The sequence below is a fragment of the Cellulomonas wangsupingiae genome (assembly GCF_024508275.1).
GTDB classification, from domain to species: domain Bacteria; phylum Actinomycetota; class Actinomycetes; order Actinomycetales; family Cellulomonadaceae; genus Cellulomonas; species Cellulomonas wangsupingiae.
Genome location: NZ_CP101989.1, coordinates 430,107 through 455,025, shown reverse-complemented (window position 1 = coordinate 455,025; position 24,919 = coordinate 430,107). Strand labels below are relative to the sequence as shown.

The 24,919-nt window shown below is 72.1% G+C and carries 20 protein-coding genes and 3 pseudogenes; 10 read left to right on the top strand and 13 right to left on the bottom strand.

All coding sequences use genetic code 11. The features are described 5' to 3' along the window. Positions 1 to 161: 161 nt before the first annotated feature. Together NP075_RS02230 and NP075_RS02225 are read right to left on the bottom strand one after the other, a co-directional pair. Positions 162 to 845 (bottom strand): MOSC domain-containing protein, encoded by a 684-nt coding sequence (locus NP075_RS02230; protein ID WP_207378943.1) that lies wholly within the window; start codon positions 843 to 845, stop codon positions 162 to 164. A gap of 453 nt (positions 846 to 1,298) precedes the next feature. Continuing rightward, positions 1,299 to 1,982: an HAD family hydrolase gene (locus NP075_RS02225; RefSeq protein ID WP_227564873.1), complete on the bottom strand. Its 684-nt coding sequence runs from the start codon at positions 1,980 to 1,982 to the stop codon at positions 1,299 to 1,301. 291 nt (positions 1,983 to 2,273) lie between these two features. Here NP075_RS02225 and NP075_RS02220 point away from each other — a divergent pair, with 291 nt between their 5' ends. From NP075_RS02220 to NP075_RS02210, 3 genes are all read left to right on the top strand, one after another. Continuing rightward, entirely contained in the window at positions 2,274 to 3,011 is a 738-nt protein-coding gene (locus tag NP075_RS02220) for a GH25 family lysozyme (RefSeq protein WP_227564872.1), read from the top strand. A 348-nt stretch (positions 3,012 to 3,359) separates the two neighbouring features. Beyond that, positions 3,360 to 6,005, top strand: a complete 2,646-nt coding sequence (locus NP075_RS02215) for a PKD domain-containing protein (RefSeq protein WP_227564871.1) — start codon at positions 3,360 to 3,362, stop codon at positions 6,003 to 6,005. Positions 6,006 to 6,110: 105 nt separating this feature from the next. Continuing rightward, the gene (locus NP075_RS02210; RefSeq protein ID WP_227564870.1) at positions 6,111 to 6,620 is read left to right on the top strand and encodes a hypothetical protein; all 510 of its coding nucleotides are present in this window, start codon (positions 6,111 to 6,113) and stop codon (positions 6,618 to 6,620) included. Between the two features lie 628 nt (positions 6,621 to 7,248). On the opposite strand, the pseudogene NP075_RS19130 reads toward NP075_RS02210, so the two are convergent. The 3 genes and pseudogenes from NP075_RS19130 to NP075_RS19125 all read right to left on the bottom strand — a co-directional run. Then, a pseudogene (locus NP075_RS19130) lies at positions 7,249 to 7,365 on the bottom strand (IS481 family transposase); the annotation flags it as partial. Continuing rightward, positions 7,365 to 12,617 carry a fibronectin type III domain-containing protein gene (locus tag NP075_RS02200; protein ID WP_308054144.1) on the bottom strand — a complete coding sequence of 1,751 codons (5,253 nt, stop codon included), beginning with the start codon at positions 12,615 to 12,617 and terminating at the stop codon, positions 7,365 to 7,367. The pseudogene NP075_RS19130 and the gene NP075_RS02200, both read right to left, overlap by 1 nt. A gap of 226 nt (positions 12,618 to 12,843) precedes the next feature. Beyond that, positions 12,844 to 13,453: pseudogene (locus NP075_RS19125) on the bottom strand (DUF6999 family protein); the annotation flags it as partial. 1,011 nt (positions 13,454 to 14,464) lie between these two features. Between NP075_RS19125 and NP075_RS02190 the strand changes: the two are divergent. The 3 genes from NP075_RS02190 (at position 14,465) to NP075_RS02180 (ending at position 16,483) form a co-directional block, all read left to right on the top strand. Next, on the top strand, positions 14,465 to 15,688 hold the full coding sequence (locus tag NP075_RS02190) for an RICIN domain-containing protein (RefSeq protein ID WP_227564868.1): 1,224 nt from the start codon (positions 14,465 to 14,467) through the stop codon (positions 15,686 to 15,688). A gap of 154 nt (positions 15,689 to 15,842) precedes the next feature. Next, a complete protein-coding gene (locus NP075_RS02185; protein WP_227564867.1) occupies positions 15,843 to 16,298 on the top strand; it encodes a hypothetical protein in 456 nt (151 codons plus the stop codon). Then, on the top strand, positions 16,295 to 16,483 hold the full coding sequence (locus tag NP075_RS02180) for a hypothetical protein (protein ID WP_227564866.1): 189 nt from the start codon (positions 16,295 to 16,297) through the stop codon (positions 16,481 to 16,483). Before NP075_RS02185 ends, NP075_RS02180 begins: the two co-directional genes overlap by 4 nt. A 26-nt stretch (positions 16,484 to 16,509) precedes the next feature. Here NP075_RS02180 and NP075_RS02175 read toward each other — a convergent pair whose 3' ends face one another. Beyond that, positions 16,510 to 16,797 (bottom strand): hypothetical protein, encoded by a 288-nt coding sequence (locus NP075_RS02175; protein ID WP_227564865.1) that lies wholly within the window; start codon positions 16,795 to 16,797, stop codon positions 16,510 to 16,512. A 234-nt stretch (positions 16,798 to 17,031) separates the two neighbouring features. On the opposite strand from NP075_RS02175, the gene NP075_RS02170 reads away from it, so the two are divergent. The 3 genes from NP075_RS02170 (at position 17,032) to NP075_RS02155 (ending at position 18,903) form a co-directional block, all read left to right on the top strand. Next, positions 17,032 to 17,577 (top strand): putative glycolipid-binding domain-containing protein, encoded by a 546-nt coding sequence (locus NP075_RS02170; RefSeq protein ID WP_227564931.1) that lies wholly within the window; start codon positions 17,032 to 17,034, stop codon positions 17,575 to 17,577. Between the two features lie 87 nt (positions 17,578 to 17,664). Next, positions 17,665 to 18,501, top strand: coding sequence for an alpha/beta fold hydrolase (locus NP075_RS02165; protein ID WP_227564864.1), 837 nt, complete (start codon positions 17,665 to 17,667; stop codon positions 18,499 to 18,501). A gap of 87 nt (positions 18,502 to 18,588) precedes the next feature. Then, the gene (locus tag NP075_RS02155; RefSeq protein WP_227564863.1) at positions 18,589 to 18,903 is read left to right on the top strand and encodes a hypothetical protein; all 315 of its coding nucleotides are present in this window, start codon (positions 18,589 to 18,591) and stop codon (positions 18,901 to 18,903) included. A gap of 4 nt (positions 18,904 to 18,907) precedes the next feature. On the opposite strand, the gene NP075_RS02150 is transcribed toward NP075_RS02155, so the two are convergent. Together NP075_RS02150 and NP075_RS02145 are read right to left on the bottom strand one after the other, a co-directional pair. Next, on the bottom strand, positions 18,908 to 19,906 hold the full coding sequence (locus NP075_RS02150) for an NAD-dependent epimerase/dehydratase family protein (protein ID WP_227564862.1): 999 nt from the start codon (positions 19,904 to 19,906) through the stop codon (positions 18,908 to 18,910). Between the two features lie 31 nt (positions 19,907 to 19,937). After that, a pseudogene (locus tag NP075_RS02145) lies at positions 19,938 to 20,066 on the bottom strand (helix-turn-helix domain-containing protein); the annotation flags it as partial. Between the two features lie 52 nt (positions 20,067 to 20,118). On the opposite strand from NP075_RS02145, the gene NP075_RS02140 reads away from it, so the two are divergent. Further along, positions 20,119 to 21,207 carry a HEAT repeat domain-containing protein gene (locus NP075_RS02140; RefSeq protein ID WP_227564861.1) on the top strand — a complete coding sequence of 363 codons (1,089 nt, stop codon included), beginning with the start codon at positions 20,119 to 20,121 and terminating at the stop codon, positions 21,205 to 21,207. A gap of 84 nt (positions 21,208 to 21,291) precedes the next feature. Here the strand turns inward: NP075_RS02140 and NP075_RS02135 are convergent, their stop codons facing one another. The 5 genes from NP075_RS02135 to NP075_RS02115 all read right to left on the bottom strand — a co-directional run bounded on the left by NP075_RS02135 (position 21,292) and on the right by NP075_RS02115 (position 24,864). Beyond that, entirely contained in the window at positions 21,292 to 21,447 is a 156-nt protein-coding gene (locus NP075_RS02135) for a hypothetical protein (protein WP_227564860.1), read from the bottom strand. Beyond that, positions 21,447 to 22,175, bottom strand: a complete 729-nt coding sequence (locus NP075_RS02130) for a hypothetical protein (protein ID WP_227564859.1) — start codon at positions 22,173 to 22,175, stop codon at positions 21,447 to 21,449. The genes NP075_RS02135 and NP075_RS02130 overlap by 1 nt, the downstream gene beginning before the upstream one ends. Beyond that, positions 22,172 to 22,966 (bottom strand): ABC transporter permease, encoded by a 795-nt coding sequence (locus tag NP075_RS02125; RefSeq protein ID WP_227564858.1) that lies wholly within the window; start codon positions 22,964 to 22,966, stop codon positions 22,172 to 22,174. The genes NP075_RS02130 and NP075_RS02125 overlap by 4 nt, the downstream gene beginning before the upstream one ends. Next, a complete protein-coding gene (locus NP075_RS02120) occupies positions 22,963 to 23,670 on the bottom strand; it encodes an ABC transporter ATP-binding protein (protein ID WP_227564857.1) in 708 nt (235 codons plus the stop codon). The genes NP075_RS02125 and NP075_RS02120 overlap by 4 nt, the downstream gene beginning before the upstream one ends. 63 nt (positions 23,671 to 23,733) lie before the next feature. Further along, on the bottom strand, positions 23,734 to 24,864 hold the full coding sequence (locus tag NP075_RS02115; RefSeq protein WP_227564856.1) for a sensor histidine kinase: 1,131 nt from the start codon (positions 24,862 to 24,864) through the stop codon (positions 23,734 to 23,736). Positions 24,865 to 24,919: the final 55 nt, after the last annotated feature.

The following is a 24,919-nucleotide window of genomic DNA, read 5'->3' as shown; positions in this document are numbered from 1 at the left end:
CGCCGTCTCATCTACTTGTCCGATCGCAGGTCACAGCGTCGCTCTTCGGACAAGCCGGATGAGTTCCTACACTCCGACTGACTGGGAGGGCGACGGTGGGCCGTGCGCCGAGCGTCGCCTGACGCACCCTGTCCGGTCGGATGTTGCGGCCCGTCCTCGGCTCAGAGCACAGAGATCTCGTCGCCGAGGGTGATCACACCCGGTCGGCTGACGTCGGCGTAGACCGCGAGGTACAGATCTCGCTCGGAGCCGAGCGACCGGAGCCATGGGGCACGCGGGCTGGTCCCGTCCTGCTCGACATCGATCATCCGGCACCGTGGGATCCGCTCCACGACCGTCAGCGCGGCGGACCCGAGGGCGATCTGGTGGCCGACCCACGTCTCCTCGATGAACGGCGTCTGCGTCTCCACGACGATGTTGACGCGCAGCCGCCGAGGGTCGTCGCTGCCGCCCCACCGGGCTGCGCACCATGCGATCGTCGCGGTGCCGACGAGGGAGACGGCACCGGCGTCCTGGTGCGAGACGGCAGCCTCGGGCAGGATGCGCTGCTCGCTCCCCATGGCGGTGGTGAGGTGCCGGTCGAGCAGCGGGTCGCCCACGAGCCAGCTCGTGTCGTCCGAGCGAACCTCGACCTGGCCGTCCGCCGTCGTCGACGCCGTGTAGCGCACGACGGCGTCCCGCCGGCGGAACCGGCGGGTGTCCTTGACCGACGCGAACCGGCCGTCGCCGTCCACGACGGCGTACCAGCGGTCCCCGTGGAACCCGCGATGGTCCAGCTCGGCTGAGGCCAGCGCCTCTCCACCCATCGACTTGACCGGGTAGCGGCGCAGGGAGGTGACGACCACGATCCCGAACCTAGCGAGTCGCTCACGGTGATCAGTGCTCCTGCGCGTCCTGGCGCGCCCGATGGCGACGCGCGGGCTGCCGAGGCACTGAGCCGCCGCTGTCGTTGGCTCCCGTGACCCGCCGCCCGCCGCGGGCAACCGGCTCTCACCGTCGACGACATCGCCACTTGCACAGCTGACGCACCACCCAGTGGCCGCAGCGCATCCGAGGATTGGGACAGCCAACTGAGACGCGCGCCGCCTCACCTACTTGTCCCACCGCAGGCCAGAGCTTCGGCCCCCGGACAGGTTCGATGAGCTCCTACAGCCACCTGATGTGGGTTCGCATCCCGCTTGTCCGGCTCGCGTCAGCGTGTCCGGCGCGTGCCCGCCGTCGCCTTGACGTGTCCGCGCACCACTGAGGATCTGGACGGGTCCTGCCCCCCCGTCTGCGCGCTCGCCTCCTCGTGTCGATCAGCTGCGCCGCATGCCGAGGCGCAGCTGTTCGGACAGCTCGTGGAGGGAGCCCGCCGTGAAGGTCGGTTCGCAGCCCGCCGGGGCACGCCGGCCCTTGCGGTTGATCCATGCCGTAGCCATCCCGAGCACCCGGGCACCACCGATGTCGGCGGACGGCGAGTCCCCGACGTGCAGGACCTCGTCGACCTGCAGCCCCAGAGCGCTCAGAGCGAGCTCGAACGGTTCTGGGCGAGGCTTGTAGGCGCGGGCGTCCTCGCTCGTGACGACGGCGTCCACCGGCAGGTGGTGCAGGTCCAGTACCGCCTGCACGTCGTCCCGGTCGATGTTGGAGACCACGCACACGGGCGCCCCGACCTGCTGCAGGAACGGCAGGCTGTCGGCGAAGACCGGAGGACGACGCCAGAAGTCGAACTGGGGCCGGCAGAGGTCCTCCGCGTCGCCCCGCACGTCGAAGTGCTGCATCGTCTCCGCGAGCGTCTCGTGGCTGAGGTCCCGCTGCAGACGGAAGGCGTCACCGTGGGCCGCGCGGTTGGCCTCGCCGAAGCGCCGCCACCACTCGTGCGCCACGGCGCCGGGCTCGACACCGGCGAGCTGCGCGACGTGGGCACAGATCGGTGCCAGGACCTCGTCGTCCTCGTGCACGAGGGTGCCGTACAGGTCGACGAGGAGGCCGCGGTACATGGGCCGCACGATATCGAGGCCCCGCCATCGGCCCGGTCATACGCACCCCTGCAGCTCAGCCCGCCCCGTACTGCTTCTGAGGATTCGGACACGACAGTGAGACGGCGGCGTTCTCAGGGAGCTGTCCACGTCGGGGTCAGGGCGTCGGACGGCGGACTAGTTCCGCGAGTTCCTACACCCGATGACCGGGCGCGGTGCGCGCTTCGGCGACCAGGTCGTGGCACGCAGCGTCCGCGGCCGGTCGGGTGGACGTTGCGCGCGCAGGACGCGCGACGACGCCAGACTGGCGCGGTGCCGAGCCGCCGTCGCATCCGTGTCCTGCTGATCGCCCTGACGGGGACGATCGTCGTCGTCGCGCTCGGGGCGGTGCTCGTCGAACGCGGGCTGGTGTGGCCGAACCGTCTGTTCGCGGCGCGCTACGAGGTCCGCGGGGTCGACGTCTCCGCGTACCAGGGAACCGTCGACTGGCCGACGATCGCCCGGCAGGACGTCGACTTCGCGTACGTGAAGGCCACCGAGGGCTCGTCGTTCGTCGACCGGGAGTTCGAGGCGAACCTGCGCGGGGCGCGTGAGGCCGGGCTGCTGGTCGGTGCGTACCACTTCTTCAGCTTCGAGAGCAGCGGCAGGGCGCAGGCCGAGCACGTGCTCGCGACGGTGCCGGACGACGAGGACCTGCTGCCCGTCGCCATCGACGTCGAGTACTACGGGACGTTCCACGCCGACCCCCCGGATGCGTCGCAGGTCCGCCCGGAGCTGACCGCGCTCATCGAGACCCTGCGCGACCACGGCATCGAGCCGATCGTCTACGCGACCGGCAGCGCGTACGACCGGTACGTCGCCGGCCACTTCCCGGGCACGCCGATCTGGATCCGGTCGGTGATCGTGCCGCCCACCATGTCGGACGAACGGGTGTGGACCTTCTGGCAGTACTCGAACCGGGACCGCCTCGACGGGTACGACGGCGAGGAGTCGTTCATCGACATGAACGTCTTCGACGGCGACCTCGACGACCTGCGCGCCCTGCGGTAGGCCCGGCGGAGGCAGGTCACGAAGCGGGCCGGTCCGCCTCCGGCCGCCCGGGGGTCGTCGCAGGTCCCGCCATGACTTAAAGGTTTGGAATGGGGAATTCGCTTACCGACCCCCGCGACGGCGGCTAGGTTGGCGAGCGCACGACGGGGGTCGCGCCTCCGGTCAGGCCGGTCGCCGCCGGTGCGTTCGCGCCGACCGGCGGGGATCGCCTACCGGAGCAGGCGCTACGGCGCACAAGGCAACTACAGGGGATGTCACGGCGCGACGTCGGACGTCACGACGCGGCCGCTACGGCGGCGGGCGGGTGGCACCGGCGCCGATCACGCATCGTGAGATGGGGGTTCTTCCATGCTGCCTGCCGTCAGGCGCGCCGGGGCCACGTCCCGGCGCTCATCGAGCCGGGCGACGACTCCGGCCAGATCTGCCGACCACCGACGACGTTCTGCGTGGGTCCTGACGACGGCGGCCGCGTTCGTCGCCACGTCCTTCACCCTGCAACCGGCGGCCGCAGCGGCCGCCGAGACCGATCCCGCGACGGCATGGACCGCCTCGGGCAACGCCGCCGACGAGGGAGCCTCCCCAGCGGTCGCTGCCACCGGTCCCGTACGGGACGCCGCGCCGGACGCGACGCCCCTGACGCAGGACCAGCTGCTGGAGCGGGCGCGGGCACGCGCCCTCGAGGGCCACCAGTACACCTTCCGCGACGCCGACGACCTGGAGGCGGCCGCGACCGAGGAGCCAGCCACCTCTGCGTCCGGCAACCCGGCGGAGCCGGGAGGACCGGAGGCCGGGGGGATGGCCGCTGCCGCGGTCGGCGTCGACCTGCCCACCGCACCGCTGGCCGGAGACCTGCAGGACTGCCTGTCCGCACCCGGTGCCGAGACGCAGCTCGGCCGGGTGCACAACCGCTTCCTGTTCTGCCGGAAGGCCGATCTGGAAACGGAGTACTGGGAGGTCGACAACAAGGGTGTGCCCGTCGAGAAGGCAGGCACCAGCACCATCGACTACTCGCTCATCGCGTACGGCAGCAAGCAGGGCCGCGCCATCCGGGTCTTCCTGCGCACCGAGGAGGACTCGGCGGAGTACGACTGGGGCGACCCCATCGACAACAACTTCACCGCGCCGGGCATGCACCTCTCGCTGGACGTCCAGTGCGGCACGCTGGAGATCTCCGACCTGCGCTGCGCGGTGGACCCGACGCCCGTGGTCCGGACCTGGAGCGAGTGGGACGAAGGCTCCGAGTGGATCTCCTTCACCGTGGTCGCCGGCAAGCCGGAGACCTCCGAGAACCCCGAGTTCAGCCTGCTGCACGAATGGTTCGTCACGCATCAGGGGTCCGACGAGGACCAGTACAAGGTGATCACGAGAGGGAAGTCCGCGAGCCGCACGTTGCGCTGCGACTCGGGCACGTACTTCCGCAACCAAGGTGACGCCTGTGTCTTCTTCGACGTCATCCCGCACCTCCGGTACTCGACGGTGAGCCTGAAGCAGAAGGAGGTCGCGGAGCACATCCGCGAGGCGCAGGACAACCCGGATTCCACCTACCCGAAGGTGTCGCCGGAGCGCCCCAAGCGCATCCCTGGCAAGTTCACCGGTGATGCAGACGACCCGCCGCTTCACCGCCTACCGAACAGTGACCCCCAGACGAAGCTGAACACCAGCCACAAGAACGGGGCCTGCAAAGCGACGGGCCAGTACGTGGGGTTGGGCCTGCCGCCCGCACTGAGGCCTGGCACGGGTCAGGACTGCGACGAGTACCCGTTCCGGTCGACCGTCGAGGGCGCCGCGAACCCGGACTGGGACTTCTCCGTCAAGGCGGTGAACCGCGGGCAGAACCGATCAGCCGGCAGCACGCTCGGGCACTACTTCGACGGCGACCGCATCTTCCACTACCGGGACCCCTTCTACGTCGCGATCACGGACGACGGCGAACCGGGCGACCCTCCGGGCAACGCCGTCGTCAGCGCGGGCCCGGACGTGACGGGCACGGAGGGCACCGAGATCTTCCTGGACGGCGAGGGTGATGCCGCCGAGGAGGAGTCGCTGCGGTGGTCCGTCCGCCCGCTCGACGGGGTGGACGCGGGGGCGACGTGCACCTTCACGGACGAGTACGCGACGGACACCTGGATCACGTGCACGGACGACGGCACCTTCGAGGTGACGCTGACCTCCGACGACGGTTCGGACGAGGCGGTCAGCGACACGGCACTCGTGACCGTGGCCAACGCGGCTCCCGTGCTGCGCCTGGAAGGCCCCCGGGAGTGGCAGCTGTTCCGTGTCGGGACGCCCGTGGACCTGGACGCCCCGTTCACCGACGCGGGCGACGACTCGCACCGGTGCACCGTGACGTGGGACGACGGGAGCAGCAGCGAGTACGCGGCGACGTCGAGCACGTGCGACACGAGCCACACCTTCACCCGCGCCGGCATGTTCACGATGTCCGTCACCGTCACGGACGACGACGGGGCGTCGGACTCGGCGGACCGGATGATCGTCGTCTACGACCCGCAGGCGGGCTTCACGAACGCGGACGGCTCCCTGAACGCGCCGGCCGGTTCGCTGTCCGGCTCGGGATCGGCAGCTCAGGGCTGGTTCCACCTCACAGGGCGCTACTACTCGGCCGGCGCCACCACACCGGTCGGGACCGCGCGCGCCTGGGTGGACGGAAGCACCTTCCGCTTCGACGCCCCCGGTGACAGCAGCATGGACTGGCTCGTCGTGACACCTGACGGCAAGACCGCGGCGCTGGCGCGGGGCACCGTGGGCGGGGTGCCCAGCGGGGTCGTCTTCTACGGGTACGACGGGTGCGACAACGGCGGCGTCGCGGGGTGCCGACCTGGTCCCGACCGGTTCCGGACGGTGGTCTGGGAAGGTGGGGCCGGGAGCTACCCGGCGGAGCTCCCCCGCTACGACACGAACCGCGGCTCGAGCTACGACCTGGACCAGGCGCAGCCGAGCGAGCTTCGGTCCGGTCGGGTGACCATCCAGCGGTGAGCTCGCGACGCTGAGCCCAGGGCAAGGGGCGGGCACGGGCGGTCGCCGTGCCCGCCCCGACCACCCGAGCCGGCGTCCGCCCACGCACACGAGGCGGGAGCTGCGATGACGATCAGGCCGCTGGCCGTGGCGCACGTCGTCCTGCCCGTCGACAACGGGCACTTCTGGCTGCACGACGGCACAGGCGACGGCGCGAGAGCCGGGGACGCGCTCGACGACGCGACCGCGTCAGGCCGGTTCGTCGGCACGGCCGGTGGGGTGGTCACCGTGGTCACCCCCTCCGAGGACAGCACGGGCACCCCGGTCGAGGTGGAGGTGTGGCAGGCGGAACCCCCGTCCGGGGACCCAGCCGGCCCGGGGTGGGACCACGAGGTGGATCTCGACCTCGACCTGCACACAGGGCGCCTGGACCTCGAGCTGAGCACCGACCAGGGCGGTTCCGTCAATGGCATCCCGCGAGGGCCGTACCGCCTGCGGGTGTCGGGAGGCGGGTTCGCACCGCTGTCGGATCACAGCGAGGAGCCGCAGGAGCGCTACCGGCTTCGACTGTGGCCACGCTCTTGCGACGAGGCCCCCGTCGTGCGCATCGTCTGGCCCGGGTGGGAGGAGTACTGACGGCATCTGGGTAGGCCAGACCACCGCGGGAGGCTGCGGACCCCGTCGGGACGGTCGCCGCCTCGAAACGTGCGTCGAGCGGGCGGACGGCAGCCGAGACCCGTCGGCCCCGTCGTGCGCCTCGGCGGATCACGGCCTCCAGGCGGTCGCGCGCCTCGAGCCCGAAGAACCCGTTGCAGCTCGGGCAGTCCACCACGAGCGGCACGGTCAGCGGGCGCACGGCGCTCCGATCCGGAGGCGCCGGGGATCGTGGTTCATGGGAGACGCCGTGACGTGGCGAGGCCGGTGCGCGCCGGGGGGTTCCGCGCCACCGTAGCGAAGGGTCTGCCAACGTGCGCAGTTCCAGAGGCACTCAGGGGCGCCACCCCGACGCCACCCACGTCATGACGAGCACCGACGACAACGGCCCGACGAACAGGAAGCCGATGAGGGCGACGCTCGTGCCGGTGCTCGGTCATGCGGTCACTGGTGAGCAGCGTCCCTGCGGACGTCGTCGAGGCGGCCCAGGTGTGGGACTGCGACGTCGCTGCTGACGGCTCGACTGTCTGCGCGCCGTGACCTCCGCGACTTCTCAGGACACCGCCGACGTCGCCCACCCGGCATGACAGCGAAGCGGTCGGATGTCAGCCCGGATCGCGGACCCGCCGGGGTCGATGTCGCGGCGCCCGACGATCCCGAGCCGCACCGGCCACCGGGTGACCGTCTCCGAGGAGACGCGGTGGCCGGTGCGGGGCAGCTCGAGGGTCAGCTCAGCGTCTTCCCGAACACGTTCGCGCAGTTGGTGTTCGGCGTTCCCACCTTCTGGTCACAGTTCTGGACCTGGGGGGCCCTCCCCGCGAGGGTCCAGACGGCGAAGAGTCCGTCACCGGACAGCGCGGCGTGTGCAACGCCGATCTCGGCGCCGATGCCCGAGCCTCCCAGGCTGCCCTTGGTCGCACCGGCCGCGTCGGTGACCAGGACGTCCGACACCTCGTCGCCGGAGACGCTGACCAGGAGCCGCTGGCCTGTGGCGTCGACCGCCGCCGGGTAGTGACGGGTCGAGACCCTCCGGACGACCCTGCCGCTGCTGTCGTACGTCCGCACCGTCGTGTCCGACAGGATCGGCGACGCGGTCGACAGGTCCCCGGTCGCCCGGCCGATCACGACACCGCCGACGTCGTCGTACTCGAGCCCGGACGTCGCGGTGCGCTGCCTTCTCGTCGCGGTGAAGGTGACGACCTGGCCGTCCCCGGAGAGCCGGGGCGCCTGCCGGAACATGCAACCGTCGCCAGGACAGTTGGGCGTATTGGCGGTGAGGTTGCGGATGGCCCCGCCCGCACTCGTCCAGACCATGACGTCCGCGTGGTACTTGCCGGCCTCGACGTACTCGGTGTACGCGATCGCCGAACCGTCCGCGGACGAGTGCCACTCCACGGGGCCGGCACAGGCCGCGCCCGCCGGGTGCTGGCACAGGTCGAGTCGCTCGACCACGCCGTCCGTGCGTGTCCAGCGGTACACGCGCCGATCGCGCGCCGAGCTGTCATAGGTGGAGAAGACCATGCTGTCGCCGCCGCTGCTGAGCTCGAGCTGGTCGACCTGCTCGGTGGACGTCAGGCCCCTCGTGTCGAGCGTCAGCACGGACCCGGTGCGGAGGTCACGGATGCGCACAGTCCTCGACCGTTGGGGTGAGTAGCCGAGGAGCCGACCGTCGGCGTCGGTGTCGAAGGCCGGCTGGTCAGCCCAGGCGGACTCGTTCGCTCCATCCGGGACCTCCCTGTTGCCCAGCGCGTCGACGCTCGCAGGGACACGTTCGCCGGTCTGGCGGTCGAACCGCACGATGTAGTCGCCACCACAGCACGAGCCCTCCCGCACGGGGGAGAGGTTGCTGCTCGTCGAGAGGAAGTGGAAGACGTACCGCCCGTCGTCCGACAGGCGGACGCCCAGACGACCCGAGCTCGCTGCACTGTCCGGGCTGCCGTCGGCGGCACGTGACAGGAGATTCGGCGGCCCCTCGACACCCCCCGGCACGTCCAGGATGACGAAAGCCGGGGACAGCAGTGAGTACGGGCTGCTCAGTCCCTGGCGGTTGGTCGCCAGGACCCGCGCCTGGTAGATGCCGGCAGGCAGGATCATGGTCGCAGAGGTTGCCGTCCCGGGGACCGTGACGGTGGTCGTGGCCGGGACCGTCGTGACCGTGTAGGAGGTGATCGGCGCGCCACCGGTGTCGCTCGGTGGTGTCCAGGTGATGTTCACGCCCTGCAGCGCCGGGTAGACCTGCACGTCCGTCGGGGCGCCGGGTGGCGCGGACGGTCCTACCAGCACCGTGACCCTCGTCGTGAAGCGACCGTCCGAGGTGGACGCCTCCAGGACTGCCGTCCCCGCGGACGTTGGGGTGTACACGCCCGACGAGTCCACCGTGCCGGGACCCGAGACGACCTTCCAGGTCACTGCGGTGGACTCGGGTATCAGGTGCCGTCTCACCGTGAACGTGACCGGAGTACCCACGGTCGTCCTCTTGGAGCCCGGGATGGCCGTGATGCCTGCCAGGGGACCTCCGCTGTTCCAGATCGAGACCCAGGTGTCGAACACCACCTTGTCCCACTTGAAGCCGACGCCGAAGAGGTCCTTCAGCTCCAGGTAGGCGCGGGCCTTGAAGCCGAGGCGCAGCTCGAGCCACGGGTTGGCGCTCGTGTCCGCCCTGGCCTCCAGGTAGGGCGAGATCTCGACGCCCGGCCCTGCGAGCCCGTACAGGAACACGCCGAGCTGAGGTCCCACCTCGACCCGCGCCGTGGCGTCGCCGTAGAGGACCGGCTTCTCGACGCCCTCCTGCCCACCGGAGTCGATGGGGGTCGCCGTGACCTCGCCGCCGTCGGTGTGGATCTCGACACCGACCGTCCGCGAGTACGTGGCCGCGAACGTGACCCCCGCCGAGACGTCCGCGGAGAGTCTCGCCGTCACCGCGATCTCGGAGCACAGGACGACGGGCACGGGTCCGACCAGCACCGTGGTGCACCCGGGCCGCAGCGTACCGACCGAGATCTCCCGATCGAGGTCGTCGAAGCCACCCCCGAGCTTGAGCCGGGCCTCGGCGGCGACCGTGGTGGCGAGGCCGAAGTGGGTCTTCAGGCCGTCGGCCTGGCTCCAGCTGATCTCGTGGTCGAACTCAGGGGTCAGCTGGACGGTGGACTCCAGGCGGGTCGCGAAGTTGCCCATGGAGCCGAGCTCCGTGTCGATCTGGATGACGACGCTGCCGTTCTGCAGCCCGATCCCGGTGCCGGGATCCCCGGCCCGGTGACGGGGCCCGTCCGTTGCCGCAGCGAAGGCCCCCTGCGTTGCCGCAGCGCGGGCCCCCTCTGTCGCCGCAGCGAGTCGCGCGCCCGGGATCGCGGCCTCGAACACGACGTCGTCGCTCGCGCTGACGGTGTCCGTGGAGGCTGTCGCACCCGCGGTCAGCAGCTCGTCGAGACCGACCTCGGTCGTCGTCACGGTGGTCGTTCCCTCGGCAGTCGTCACCGACGCAATGCGCCCGATGAAGCCCCGCGGTGCGGTGGGCACGGCATCGGAGATGACGATCGTGCCGGGCGTCAGCCCGACGACCTGGGAGGGAGCGGCCGAGAAGACCAGGGAACCGTCCGACCTCAGCGCCGTGAGGGTGGCCATCGACTCTGCCGTCAGGACGACCGGGGTCTCCTTCACCAGCAGCGCCGGTGCGATGGCGGTGCTGGTCGGTCCGGTGCCGAGGCCGACGGCGGACCGGGCTCTGACGACGAAGCTGTAGCTCGTCGCCGTGCTCAGCCCCGTGACGTCGAGGGTCGTCCCGGTGACGTCGGTCAGGACGCGGTCGGGCAGCCTCTCGACCTGGTACCCGGTGATCGCGGAGGTTCCCGGGTCGGTGGGTGCCGTCCAGGAGAGGCTGATCGCACCGGGAGCCGTCACCGAGGCGGTCAGGTCGACGGGCTCGCCCGGCACGCGGCTCGCGACGGGGGCGACTGGCTCGCTCGTCGCAGCGGCACTCGTGCCCGCCGCGTTGGTGGCGGTGATCGCGAACGTGTAGGCGATGCCGTTGGTCAGGCCGCTGACCGAGGTCACCGTCGTGTCGGCGGCCACGTCGACGACCCTCCCCCCGGGCGTGATCGTGACCTGGTAGCCGGTGATGGCGGAGCCCCCGTCGACGGGCGCGACCCACTGGAGGTCCACGCGGCCTGCGTACGGCAGGGCGGACTGGAGCACGGGCGCGAGCGGGACGCTCGCAGGCTCGGGCGCGACGGGGACGGGATGGGTGGTGACGACGCCGGTGCCGCCTGCGTCCGTGGCGGCCACCGACACCGAGTACCCGATGCCGTTGGTCAGCCCCGCCACGGTGGCCTCGACGGCGTCCGCGTCAACGGTCACGCTGGCGCCACCGGGGTGCGTCGTGACGACGTAGCCCGTGATCGGACCGGCGTCCCGTAGGGCCGGGGGTGCCCAGGAGACGGTCAGGGCGCCGTCGCGCGGCAGTGCACCCAGGATGACGGGCCCGCCGGCCGGGCTCGTCGTGGGCGTGACGGCCGCGGAGGCCGCGGACACCGCCCCGGCGCCGACGGCGTTGGTCGCCGTGACGGTGAAGGTCGTCGCCGTGCCGTTCGCCAGGCCGGAGAACGACGCGGTGGTGACGTTGCCGGGCACGGAGATCGTGTCGCCGCCGGCGGTCGACCGGACGGTGTAGCCGGTGATCGTGGCACCGCCGTCCCTAGGTGCAGTCCAGGTGACGGACGCGCTCGCGTTGCCAGCGACAGCGCTGACGCCGGTCGGCGCCTGCGGGGCGGTCGCCTTCTGGTAGTAGCCGCGCAGCCGGGTGGTGAGCTCGGTGGCGGCCGAGGCGTACAACGTCGCCTTCCCCGCATCGGACAGCCGGACCACGTCGTGCCCGTTGATCGACGACCCCGAGGTGTAGGAGACGAACCGATCGGTCGGTCGTGTCGTGCCGGTCGGGTACACCTGCAGGAAACCGTTGCCGGTGGGGGCCGAGGCCACGGCGTTGAGGGCGACGGCCGCGACCGCGGACGCCGCAGGGATGCCGTTCGCACCGGCGAGGGACGGGCTCGTCGTGCCCCCTGCCGCGAGGGCTGCGCCGCTGACCACGGCCGCGCGTGCCAGAGGCACGTAGGTCGCCCCTGCCGTCGTCGCGGTCGGCTTCAGGAAGTAGCCGCGCAGCATGACGGTGACCGTCGCGGCTGCCGTGCTGGAGAGGCTGACCCGGCCGGTGGTCGCCGTCTTGACCGTCTCGAAGTTGCTCCGCGTCTGACCGGTGCCGCCGACCCAGACGGTGCCCGCCTCGGCCCCGGTGGTGGTGCCGGCCTCGTAGACCTTGACCGTGCCGGACCCGCCGGACGCGTTGATCACCTCGAGCGCCACCGCGGCGACCTGGTCGGCGGCAGGGACGCTGTTGGCCCCGGTGAGGGTGAGCGTCTTGACGTCGCCGGCGGCGAACGCCGCGGCGTTCATCACGGCCTTCGGCGCAAGGGGTACGTAGGTGGTCCCGGCCGAGCTCGTGGCGGCCGAGGTGTAGTAGCCCCGCAGGCGGACGTAGGCCGTGCACGCCTGGCTGCAGTACACCGAGATCGCGCCGTCGGCAGACGTCGGCACCACGTCGTAGCTCGCGCGGTAGGTCGAGGTGATGAAGTTGACCGTGCTGTCGGACCCGCGGGTGGCACCGGTCGGCCAGAGCTGCGTCCAGCCGGCGGCGGTGCCGCTGCCCTTGATCACGACCTGCACCGCCACGGCCGAGACCTCGGACGCGGCGGGCACGCCGTTGGCGCCTGCGACCGTGATCGACGTCGTACCGCCGGACGCCAGCCCGACTCCGTTGAGCAGCGTCTTCGGCGTGAGCGGGACGAACTGCCCGGCCCCTGGCTGCAGGCTCGGTGGCGGAGCGTCCGCCACCGCCGCCGGCATCGGGCCGGCGGAGGGCGCAGTCGCCGCGGTCGCCGGAGGCGCCCAGGCCAGGCCCAGCACGAGGGCGAGAACCGTCGTGAGCACGACGGGAGCCCTCCAGGACGAGCGTGCAGAGATCCGGCGCGCGTGCGACATCGATGCCCCCAGAAGTCGTGCCGGACCTACCGGCGCACCGATGCTCCTGCATGCGGGGGTGATTTGTCCGGCGTTTCGCGTTTCGACTGTGCGATCTACGCCAGGTCACGTCGAGCTTCCAGTGCCGGAAGGCGTCGTCGCCGGTGATGACGGCGAGGATCTCGAGGAAGGAGTCGTCGAACCGCAGGGAGTGCACCGCTCGGCGGTACTCGTCCGAGCTAAGCGCCACCGAGGACGGGATGTTCATGAAGCACAGCGCCGTCTGGATGTCGACGCGGACCAGTCGCCGGCGGTGCCGCTCGGCGTCGAGCGGCGGGATGTCAGCTGACGGAAGTCGAGCGGGTCACGCGCGACGAGCGGCACGACGTCCAGCGCGACGAGCACGTCGTACACGTTGACGTCGTGCTCGACGACGGCCTGGTCGCCCAGCTCGGACAACGACTCGGGACGCAGCGTGACGGGCTCGATGCCCACCGGGGTGTTGCGGATGATGAAGTTCACCGGGTTCGTCTCGATGGCGAAGTGGCGCAGCAGCGGGTCCACGGCGTCGGGTGACACGCACCGCCGCAGGAACCAGCGCAGAGGAAGTCCATCGTCCCCAGCGGCATCCACCGAAAGGGCAGGACGCGCTTCAGCACGCGGATGATCGTGACGAGCACCCGCGAGAGCACCATCGCGATCGGGTAGAGCCAGCGCCGGGGCGGGCGTCGCTGGTCGTCGATGACCTGCCGGACCACCGCCCGGTCGAGCGGGACAGAGGGGTCGGCGAAGATCGCCTCCCACATGCTCGGGTCGGAGCGGACGAACTCCGCCACGTCAGCGATTCAGCTCTTCGAGCTGCAGCCCGTAGAGCCGGGCGACGACCTGCGCGCACCGCCTCACCGCGACGTCGCCGGACGCGGGCGCGGACGAGCTCGCCCAGGTACGCGCCGAGGTCGACGGGCTCGCGGCCATCCTCGAGTCCCACCTCGCGTACGAGGAGCGAACGATCATCGAGGCGCTCGACGCCCTCCCGTCCGGCGCCCTCTCGGGCGAACGCCGCGGCCCTCGTCCGCCGGACTGAGGACTCGGACACGCTGGTCAGACTCGCGCCGTCTCACAGACGTGCCCCACCGCAGGTCATCGCATCGGGCTCGGACTCGTTCGAGGAGAGTTCCTCCAGGCCGGCCCAGCGGCGGGCGACAGGGTCTCAGGCTCCGGGCGATCCGCGGCGCCGCGCGGCGCCCGGAGCCCGGAGCCCGGAGCCCGGAGCCCGGAACCGACCCGGGTACCCATCGACCCATCACGGCGGCGCCGGCCCAGGCGAGCGCACCCGTACTGGTGCCGACGTACCGGGGCCCGTCCTCGACGAACTCGAAGGTGCTCGGGGTTCTCCCGAGCAGGGCAGAGGCCCGCTCGGCGAGAGCGACGCGGCCGTGCACGGTGCCCTCTGGTTCGGTGAACGTGACGTCGTCGGTGTGGATGTCGTCGATCACGCGACGGCGCGCGTCCGCGTCCCTGTCGCTGAACACGCGGTGCAGGTTGGCGTCGAGGAGCTCACGAGCGTCAGCCACAGGGCCTCCCTGGAGTCGATGCGCCCCCGTGCGGGTTCCGCGCACGTCCCCCACATCCCACGGCGTCGTTCCACGCCGCCCCCGACGCCCGGCTCCCACACCCCGGCTCCCACACCCCGCACCTAATCGTTTGCGCCGATCGCACGTCCACGAGCCCCGTGCCAGAGTGTGGCCGATCCGCGCGTGAACGTTCACATCGGCGCAACGGGGCGCCAGCGCGGCCGGCTCCAGGAGGCAGACCACATGCATCGAACAGCCCGACGGCTGCTGCTCGCCGTCACGCTCAGCGTCGCACTGGCCGGAGGGGTCGCGGCTGGGACCGTGCCCGCCTCCGCCGAGAGCAACGGGGGCACCCGCGTGATGCCCCTGGGCGACTCGATCACCGAAGGCATCGGCATGTCCGGAGGCGGTGGCTACCGCGTCGGCCTGTGGCAGCGCCTGGCCCAGGACGGCTACACCACGGACTTCGTCGGGTCGGGCTTCAACGGACCGTCGAGCCTGTGGGACCACGACCACGAGGGGCACTCGGGCTGGCGGATCGACCAGATCGACGCCAACGTCGTCAACTGGGTGCGCACGTACCAGCCGCGCACCGTGCTGCTGCACATCGGCACCAACGACATCAGCCAGAACCGCGACCTGGCGAACGCACCGAACCGGCTCGCGGGGGTCATCGACAAGATCACCAGCACGTCCCCGCAGACCGACGTCTTCGTCGCGACCCTCATCCCGGTCTCGTACGCGAACTCGCAGGTGCAGTCCTACAACTCCGCCATCCCCGGCATCGTGTCGAGCAGGGCCAACGCCGGCAAGCGCGTGCACCTCGTCGACATGAACCGGGCGGTCAGCCTCTCCGACCTCCCCGACGGCGTGCACCCCAACGCGAACGGCTACGACAAGATGGCGGCCGCCTGGTACGCGGCGCTGCGTGCCGTGCCGGGGAGCATCGGCAACCCGTCGGGGGGCACGACCCCCACTCCCACGCCGACCCCTACCCCGACGCCCAGCCCGACCCCCGACCCCGGCACCGGTCCGGTGGACACCTCGGCCTGGTACACGCTCGTCAACCGCAACAGCGGCAAGGCCATCGACGTGTACAACCTGTCCACCGCGGACGGCGCACGCATCACCCAGTGGTCCCGCAACGGCGGCAACCAGCAGCAGTGGCAGTTCGTCAGCACCGGCAACGGCTACTACAAGGTGAAGTCGCGGCTGTCGGGCAAGATCCTCGACGTCAGCGGGAACTCCACCGCCGACGGCGCGGCGATCCAGCAGTACAGCGACCACGGCGGCACCAACCAGCAGTTCAGCATCCAGACGATCGACGCCTACGTCCAGCTGATCGCCCGGAACAGCGGCAAGGCCGTCGAGGTGCAGGGTGCCTCCACCAGCGACGGCGGGAACATCGTCCAGTACTCCGACTGGAACGGCACCAACCAGCAGTGGCAGCTGGTCAAGGTGGGCTGAGCGGGCGCGTCACCGGGGCACCGGGCCACCTCCACGCCCTCGAGCGCAGTCCCAGCGGGACAGCCCGCGAGGCGGCCGTGCGGCACCTCCGGGACTCGATCCTCCACCAGGGGCGGTGCTCAGCGCCGGCCCGCCGGCCATCCGGGTGGTGACGATGCTGCTGGCGAAGGGAAGGGCGCACCCCGACACCGTCGAGGGGATCGTGGGCTTCCTCGAGAAGACCGCCTGGTGCATGGACGACTGGATCCAGTGGGGCTCCCCGGCGTGGATGCTCCCGCTGGGGGTCGACGCCCTCGCGGAGGGGTACCCGGCGGTCAGGACGCTGGTGGAGAGGTCCTCACCCGGCGACGCCTACCTGTACGCGCGCCCGCTCGGGGCGATCGCCCTCCTGCCGCCCCTCGCGGACCGGCGCGAGGAGGCCGCCGCGCTCATCCGTACGGCGATGGACCGCAGCACCGAGCCTCGGCACGAGTTCGTCGACGTGCTCACGGACCTCGGGGCGGATGTGCGCGTCCTCCTCGCCGGCCGAGCTTCGAGACGATCGCCCCGGCGGCGTGCCGCTTCGTCAGGGACAACCCGTTCCGCGTGGCGGACGGCTGGGGCGCGGTGACCCGCTTCGCCTTCCCTGAGCCGTACGGCCCGGACCGCCCCCTGAGCGACTCCCAGCGGGCCCTGCTCGACGCCCTCGTCGACACCGACCGCGTCTGGACGTCCGGGGACGACGAGGCGCGCCGGGTCCTCGAGGACTGCGGCCTCCCCCAGGACCGGGAGGCGTGCCGCGCGCTCGTGACATGACCTCCCGCACGTCGCGGGCGCGCCCGTCAGCCACGTGCTCGGCGGATCTCCCGACGGCTCGGCTGACGCCTCGCGGCTTCGTCGACGTCCTTGAACCACTCCGCGCGGTGCAGCGCCTGGGAGTCGCCCCGCGTCGGCTGGCGCCGGTGCTCTGCCTTCTCGCGCCGGCGCCGCTCGGCGAAGACCGCCGTGTAACGCAGGCGACTCCCCCGCGACGCCTCCAGCACCTCGAGCGCCGCCAGCAGCGTGACCTCGGTCCAGTCGTCCGTTCGACGTGCTCCGAGCCGCCCGCCGCGGTGGTCGGTGACACCCACCAGCTGACGCAGGTGCCGCTCGGTGCCCTCGAACCCGAGAGGGGCGTGGAGGTTGATCAGCGACCTCAGCGCACTGGATCGATGCCTCAGAGGCAGCCTCGGGTCCCGGACCCGGCGCGCTCACACGTCCCAGCTCACCGGCGCAGGCTAGCCGACCCCCACCACGCCCGAGCCTCGTCATGGACGGCGGGCCTTGGCGACCGTCCACCCGCCTGGTTCCCTGGAACGGTGGACATGGCGCTCCCGCCGTTCGCCGCCTGGCGGTTCGCCGGAGCGGTCGACGGGTTCGAGGTGGTCTACCTCGAGCCGGGCAGGTTGCGCGGGCACACGTCCGCCGTCGAGGACGGCCGGGCGCACGCCGTCGCGTACGAGATCACGCTCGACGACAACTGGAGGACCCGGTCGGTCCGAGTCTCGTCCGACACCGTGAGCGGGCTGCGCACCACCGAGCTCCTCTCCGACGGCCAGGGCAGATGGACCGTCGACGGCCGACCGGCACCCCGTCTGGACGGGCTGCTCGACGTCGACCTCGAGGCGTCCGCCTGCACGAACACGTTCCCGGTCCACCGGTTGACGCTGCCCGTCGGGAAGGAGGTCGCCACTCCCGCCGTCTACGTCCAGGCGGCCGACCTGACCGTCCGGCGGCTCGACCAGTCCTACCGACGGCTGGACGACGACCACTTCGCCTACCGGGCGGAGGGCGGGTTCGAGGCCGTCCTCACCTACGACACGTACGGGCTCGTGCTCGACTACCCGGGCATCGCCGTGCGGTTCGCCTGACGCTGACCACGACGGTCGCCTCGTGACGGTCATGACGGTCGCCCCGTGACGGTCGACGGCCCGCACCGGGGCGTGCCAGCGTGAACCATGCGCGATCACATCGAGCTGAGCGCGGGCCGCATCGACTACGTGGACACGGGTGGCGACGGACCCGTGCTCGTCTTCGCGCACGGCGTCCCCATGAACGAGACGCAGTGGCGCAAGGTCGTGCCACTGCTCACCGGGTGCCGGTGCATCCTGCCGACCCTCCCGCTCGGCGGCCACCGGCAGCCGATGCGCCCGGGTGCGGACCTGACCCACCGCGGCGTGGCGCTGCTGCTCGGCGAGCTCCTCGAGCGGCTCGACCTCACGGACGTGACGCTCGTGCTCAACGACTGGGGCGGTGGCCAGTTCCTCGTCTCCGAGGGCCGCGCGCAACGCGTCGGGCGGATGGTGCTGGTGGCGTGCGAGGCGTTCGACAACTTCCCGCCCGCACCGGCCAAGGCCCTGGCGGCGGCCGCCCGGGTGCCGGGCGGGATCTGGCTCGTCGTGCAGCTGATGCGAACCCGCTGGTTCCGGCACAGCCCACGCGCCTACGGCGCCATGAGCCTGCGCGGCATCCCGGACGACGTCTTCGACGACTGGATCGCACCCGCGCTGAGGTCACGGGCGATCCGGCGCGACTTCGCGGCGTTCGCGGCCTCGGCACCGGATCGCGCGACGCTCCTGGCCTGGTCCGAGCGGCTTGCCGACTTCACGGGCCCCGTGCTGGTGGTGTGGGCGCAGGACGACCCGATGATGCCTCGCGAGCACGGGCCGCGGCTCGCGGCCCTCTACCCGGCCGGACGCCTCGTCGAGATCGCCGACTCCTCGACACTCGTCCCCGAGGACCAGCCCGAGCGGCTCGCCGAGGCGATCCTCGACTTCCTCGAGGACTCGGCCTAGACCAGGGTCACTGAGCGCGGGGGTGCTGACGACACCGGGCCCTTCACCGGCGGTGGGCCGCCCGCGGCGTCGCAGGGCGGCGGGGTCGTGCCCGGCTTCGGCCTCGTCGGCCCATGCTTGGATCTGGGCGTCGTCGACCGGCTTGCCGTGGATCTCGCCGCGAGCAGCCATGTGCATTTCGTATACGAAACCGCTGAGGCTGCAAGGGCCGCCGGCGCAGGTGGGCGCGCGGATCGCTCAGCCGAGGAGCGGTTTCGCCATGCTGAGCGCGAGCCCGGCGGGCAACAGGAGGCAGACGCGCTGCACCGGGTCACCGCGCCCGTCACGGAGCACGTCCGACGTCAGGCACGCGGGGACGGCGAGATCCTGCTGAAGCCCGTGGACCGTCAGCCCAGCGGCTGAGCCCTCACAGAGGGCGCGGCCGGTACGCCTCCAGCAGGCGCTCCGTGAGGGCGTCGAACTGCGGGTCGACCACCCGGCGCGCGGGGTCCGCGTCGTGCCAGGCGACGATCTCGCGGGCGCCCTGCGCGAACGGGATGCGGGGCGAGAACTGCGGGACCAGCCGCCGGATCTTCGAGTTGTCGAAGATCATCGTGTGCGCCTTGTCGCCGAGGATCCCGGCGCCCAGCTCGGGGTCGGCGGCCGCGATCGCGTCGGACGCGACGTGCACGAGCCGCGGCTCGTCCACGCCGGCAGCCCGGGCCATCGCGCGGAAGATCTGGTCCCACGACGGCGCCTCGTCGCCGGTGATGTGGAACGCCTCGCCGATCGCCTCCTCGCGACCCAGCAGCCCGACCAGCCCGACCGCGACGTCGGCGCTGTGCGTGATCGTCCACCGCGACGTCCCGTCCCCGGGCACGACGACCTCCAGGCCGCGGCGCATCCGGTCGACGACCGTCCAGCCGCCGTCCATCGGGACGAGCGTGGCGTCGTAGGTGTGCGACGGGCGCACGATCGTGATCGGCAGGCCGGTGTCGCGGTACGCCCGGACGAGCAGGTCCTCGCACGCGATCTTGTTGCGGGAGTACTCCCAGAACGGGTTGCGCAGCGGCGTCGACTCGACGACGGGCAGGTGGGTGGGCGGCGTCTGGTACGCCGAGGCGGAGCTGATGAACACGTACTGCCCGGTGCGGCCGGTGAACAGGTCGAGGTCGGCCTGGACGTGCTCGGGGGTGAACGCCGTGAACTCCACGACGGCGTCGAACTCCAGGTCACCCAGCGCGGCGCGCACGGACTGCGGGTCGCGGACGTCGGCGTGCAGGACGCGGGCGCCGTCGGGCACCGGCCGCGTCGACGACCGACCACGGTTGAGCAGGGTGACCTCGACACCCTCCGCGACCGCCCGCCGGGCCGCCTCCGTGCTGATGATGCCGGTCCCGCCGATGAACAACGCGCTCAGTGCCATGACACGCAGGATACGGAACTGTCCGCACCGATCAGCGGGGTGGAGCGGCGCGTGCCTCGACGTCCAGGATGTCGCCGGGGCGACGGTCCAGCGCGTCGCAGATCGCGGTGAGCGTGGAGGACCGGACGGCACGGGCACGTCCGTTCTCGAGCACCGAGAGGTTGGCGACGGTATCCCCCCCTGTGCCCGGGAGTGAGCGATACCGTCGCGTCGTGGCTGAGGTCGACGCACGGTGGGTGCGGCTGCTCGCGCTGGGTCAGGGGCCCGAGGACGCCGACGTGGACGACGAGGCGGCGTCCCTGGTGCAGCAGCTCCAGGTCGAGGCTGCGGAGTCCGTCCTCGAGCTGGCTCTGAGCGCGCTGTCGCACGACGACCCGTGGCACCGCCGGGCCGCGGCGTGGGTCCTCGGACAGTTCGGGTACCCGGAGGGACGACCCTTCGGCGCGCGCGTGCTCCCCGAGGTGCTGCGCGCGGCTCGCGCGGAGCGGGACGACGACGTCCGTGAGGACCTGGTGGACGCCCTGGGCAAGGCGGAGGACGTCGCGTGGCTCGACGAGCTGCTGTCGTTCGCGGGGGACCCGGCTCCCGGCGTGCGCCGCGCGGTGGCGATGTCCGTACCGGGCATGCCCTACGCCGCACCCCCGACCGAGCGGGCTCTCGATACGTTGATCACGCTCTCGTCGGACCCCGATCCCCGCGTCCGTGACTGGGCGACCTTCGGCCTGGGTTCCCAGTGGTCGCAGGACTCACCCGCGATCCGCGCCGCCCTGCTCGCGCGGCTGGACGACGAGGACCCCGACACAGCAGCGGAGGCGCTGCTGGGGCTGGCCCGCCGCGGGGACCCGGCGGCGCTCGCCCGGGTCCTGGCTCTGATCGAGGAACCCGACAGGCTCATCGGGCTCGTGGTGCTCGAGGCGGCGGCAGAGCTCGCGGACCCCGTGCTGCTGGCGGCGTTGGAGGAGATCGCACGGGCGTGGGCCGGCGACGAGGACGAGCACACCGAGGCCGTGGCGTTCGCGATCGCCAGGTGTGACCCGGGGGCGCCCGAGTCGGCGCGGCAGATCGAGCAGCAGATCGTCACCGCTGTCGACGAGCGTGTCGCCGGCACGGGGTGGTCGCTCGCGCTGACGGGCACCTACCCGCGCACGCAGCTGTGGCCCCGTCGTCCCGACGGTGCGGTCGACGAGTCGCTCGAGCCGGGCCTCGTGTGGGAGCGACGCGCCCCAGACGAGTCCGCGATCGACGCCGTCGTGATCCAGGGCGTCACCACGATCCACGAGGCCGCGGCCCGTCGGGGTTGAGACCCACCCGCCTGGTCCGGAGCCGCTGGATCCGCGTGCCCGCTACACCCCGCAACGCGGCTCCGACGCGCCGCCGGACGGCGCTCAGTCGGACGTGCAGCCCGTCGAGCCCGCCGACCACCTCGTCGCGCTGCTGCCCGGTGAGCGCGTCGGAGGTGTGAACACCACGGCGATCCACCCGGAGCGGCGGGCGTCCTGCGTGCTCGCGTCGACGAACGCCCGGGCGTCGTCCTGCGACATCAGGCATCACGTCGTGCGAACGTCACGGACGCCGCCGCGACGCACGCGGCGACCCATGCCGTCAGGACCCCGAGACCCGCCCCACGCGTCAACGCGTCAGGGCCCTCGGGCGTCCCGACGGCGCTCAGCGCCGCGTCCTGCGGGAGAAGCGCGATCACCTGCGGCAGCGCACCGCGCAGGGTCGGTGCGACGAGCAGGGCGGCGACGACGAGCACGACCAGCGGCACCACCGCGCCACGAGCCAGCACCGCGAACCCGAACGCGAGCACCGACACCAACGTGTACGCGCTCACCAGCGCGAGCACCGCCGTCACGGCATCACGTGGCCCGAGCGTGCCCGCGCCCAGGGCGCCCGCGTGCTGGACGAGGTATGCCGGCGCCACGACCACGAGCGCGGCGGCTGCGCTCACGCCCGCCGCCACGGCCAGGTGGGCGCGGAACGACCGGGCGCGGTCCGGCGTCGCGAGCAGGCTCGAGCGCAGCTGCCCGCCGGTGTACTCGCTCCCCGCCGCGATCGCACCGAGCGCTGCGAAGACGTACACGGGCGCGAGCATGAGACTGCCGACCTGGCCGAGCGGGGTCCCGCCGTCGGCTCCGGCCAGGCGCAGCGTGTCGTCGCGCGCGAGCACCGCCAGCACCATGTCGGCGACGAGCGCGGCGCCCACCACCGCCCACGCCGACGGGAGGGTGCGGACCTTCGTGAGCTCCGCGGCGAGCACGGCGCTCACGGCGCCTCCCGGCGGGTGAACGCCGTACCCGCGGCGATCCCGAGCACGACGACCCACGTCGCCAGCACCGCGACCGCGAGCGTCCGCCCCGACGTCAGGTCGGGCGTGGACACGGGGTCCAGCAGCAGGTTGCGACCCGCACTGACCGGCAGCCAGCGGTCCAGGGTCGGCGCGAGGGCCTGGGACATCGCCACGGCGGTCAGGACCACCGCCACCATCACCGCGATCACCACGCTGCGCGTGACGAGCGTGACCGCGTACGTCACCAGGCACAGCGCCACCGCGAGGACGACGAACCGAGCCTGCGCGGACAACGCGGCCTGGCTCACGACGAGCCCGGACTGCCACTGCCGCACCGCGAGCCAGGTGAACAGCGTCGACACCGCGGCGACCAGCAACGCAGGCAGGAGGAGGAAGATGCCGGCGGCGCCGAGCTTCGCGGCGACCAGGTGCCCGCGCGCGGGCACCGCGAGCATGCTCGTGCGCAGCTGACGCCCGCGGAACTCCTGCCCGGCGATCACCGCCGCCACCACCGGCAGGAAGATGCACGTCTCGAGCGACGACGCGACGAGACTCTCCAGCATCGCCTGCTCCGCGTCCTGCGGCTGCCCGACGAAGATCTCGATGATCCCGTCGGGCGTGATGGCGGCGACCGCGTCGGAGTACAGGGACAACGACGTCGCACCCACGAGCACCTGGAGCGCCAGCACGCCACCGAGCGTGAGCCACACGCTGCGCAGCGTGAGGATCTTCGTCAGCTCGGAACGCACGACCGCCACGAGCGCGCTCACCGGGCCGCGCCCGCGGCCAGTGCGGCGAAGAACGCGTCCTCGAGCGAGAGGTGCCCCGCGACCACCTCGCCGAGCGTCCCGTGCACGAGGACCCGACCGCGGTCGATGATCACCAGGTCGTCGACCGTGTCCGCCATCTCCGCCATCTGGTGGCTCGAGACCAGCACGGTGCGCCCCTGCGCGGCGAACTCGCGCATCAGGGTGCGGATCCACCGGATCCCCGCGGGGTCCAGGCCGTTCGTCGGCTCGTCGAGGACGACGACCTGCGGGTCGCCGAGCAGCGCCGCCGCGATGCCCAGACGCTGCGCCATCCCCGACGAGAACGTGCGCACCCGCTGCGACCGGGCTCGCTCGAGATCCACGAGTCCGAGCACCTCGTCGACCCGCGACCGCGGGATCCGGTTCGACTGGGCGATCCACCGGAGGTGGTCGACCGCGCGACGCTCCGGGACCGCACCCGCGCCGTCCAGCATGGCCCCCACCGTCCGCAGGGGGTCCCGCAGCTCGGCGTACCGCCGACCGCCGATCGTCGCCGTGCCGCTCGTCGCAGAGCTCAGTCCGAGCAGGATGCGCAGCGTCGTCGACTTGCCGGCGCCGTTCGGACCGAGGAACCCCGTCACGCGGCCGGGCACCGCGGTGAACGTCACGTCGTCGACGGCCATGGACTGCCGGTACCGCTTGGACAGGTGCTCGATCGTGATCACGTGGACCTCACGGACGTGCGGGAAGGACGCCTCGATCCTGTCCGCACCCCACCGGCGCCCGGGTCACCCGGAAGTAGACACCTGCCGAGTCGCGGGCAGGCGGGCAAGGACCTCGAACCCACCCGCCGGGTGGTCCGCCCAGTCCACGGTGCCCCCCACCAGGGTGGCGCGCTCACGCATCCCCGTCAGGCCGTATCCCGGTTCCGTGCCCCCGGCGCCCGGACCCCGGTCCCGGACACGCACGCTCACGTGCGACCCCTCCGACCCGACCACCACCGTGCACGGGGCGCCGGGCGCATGACGCACCGTGTTGGCCAGCGCCTCCTGGACGATGCGGAAGACCACCAGGCTCGTCGCCTCGTCGACCCGCTCGTCGACCTCGATCAGCGCCTCGACGTGGACACCTGCACCACGCGTCCGCGCCACCAGCTCCTGCAGACGGGACGCGAGCCCGCCCTGGTCGGGCGCGTCCGACGACGACGTCCGCAAGGCGCCGACCAGGCCCTGGACGTCCTCCAGCGTGCCGCGGGCCCGGACCTCGATGTCGGCCAGCGCCTCACGCAGCTCGTCCTCGTCCGCGTCGGGCAGCGAGCGGGCCACCCCGGCCTCCGCGCTCAGCAGGCCGAGCGCGTGACCCACCACGTCGTGCACGTCACGGGCGACCTCCAGCCGCGCCGCGACCCGCGCGGCCTCGGCCGCCACCTCGATCCGGCGGCCGACCGCCGTGCCGAGCAACCACGCCACGCCCGGCGCGGCCACGGACAGGACCATCCACTGCGCCACCTGCCGGCTGTCGTCCGGGACACCCGACACGGCCAGGACGACGAGCAGCACGGCGACGAGCCCGATCACCAGCCGGCGTGCGCTCGCGGCACGACGCACCGCCAACGGGTACAGGCACCACGCGACCGCGAGCATGAAGTCCTCCGTGACCCCGAGCGCCATCGCGCCCAGGGTCGCGAGCCCGACACCCGCCACGACGAGGGTGGGGAGCCGCTCCCTGACCAGCATCGCCACCCCGACGAACGCCGCGAGCGACAGCCCTACCGCGCGATGCCACGGATCGTCCGCGCCCATCGCGGGCGGCAGCCAGAACACACCCAGGACGACCGCCGCGGCGACAGCGTTCACCGACCACCGGACCAGCGCCGACGACTCGTGCGGCGACGGCGCCGCGAGCGCAGAGCCTGGCATGCGACGGATGCTAGACCACCCCGATCCGGCACCGGCGGCCGGCCGTGGCCCGGGA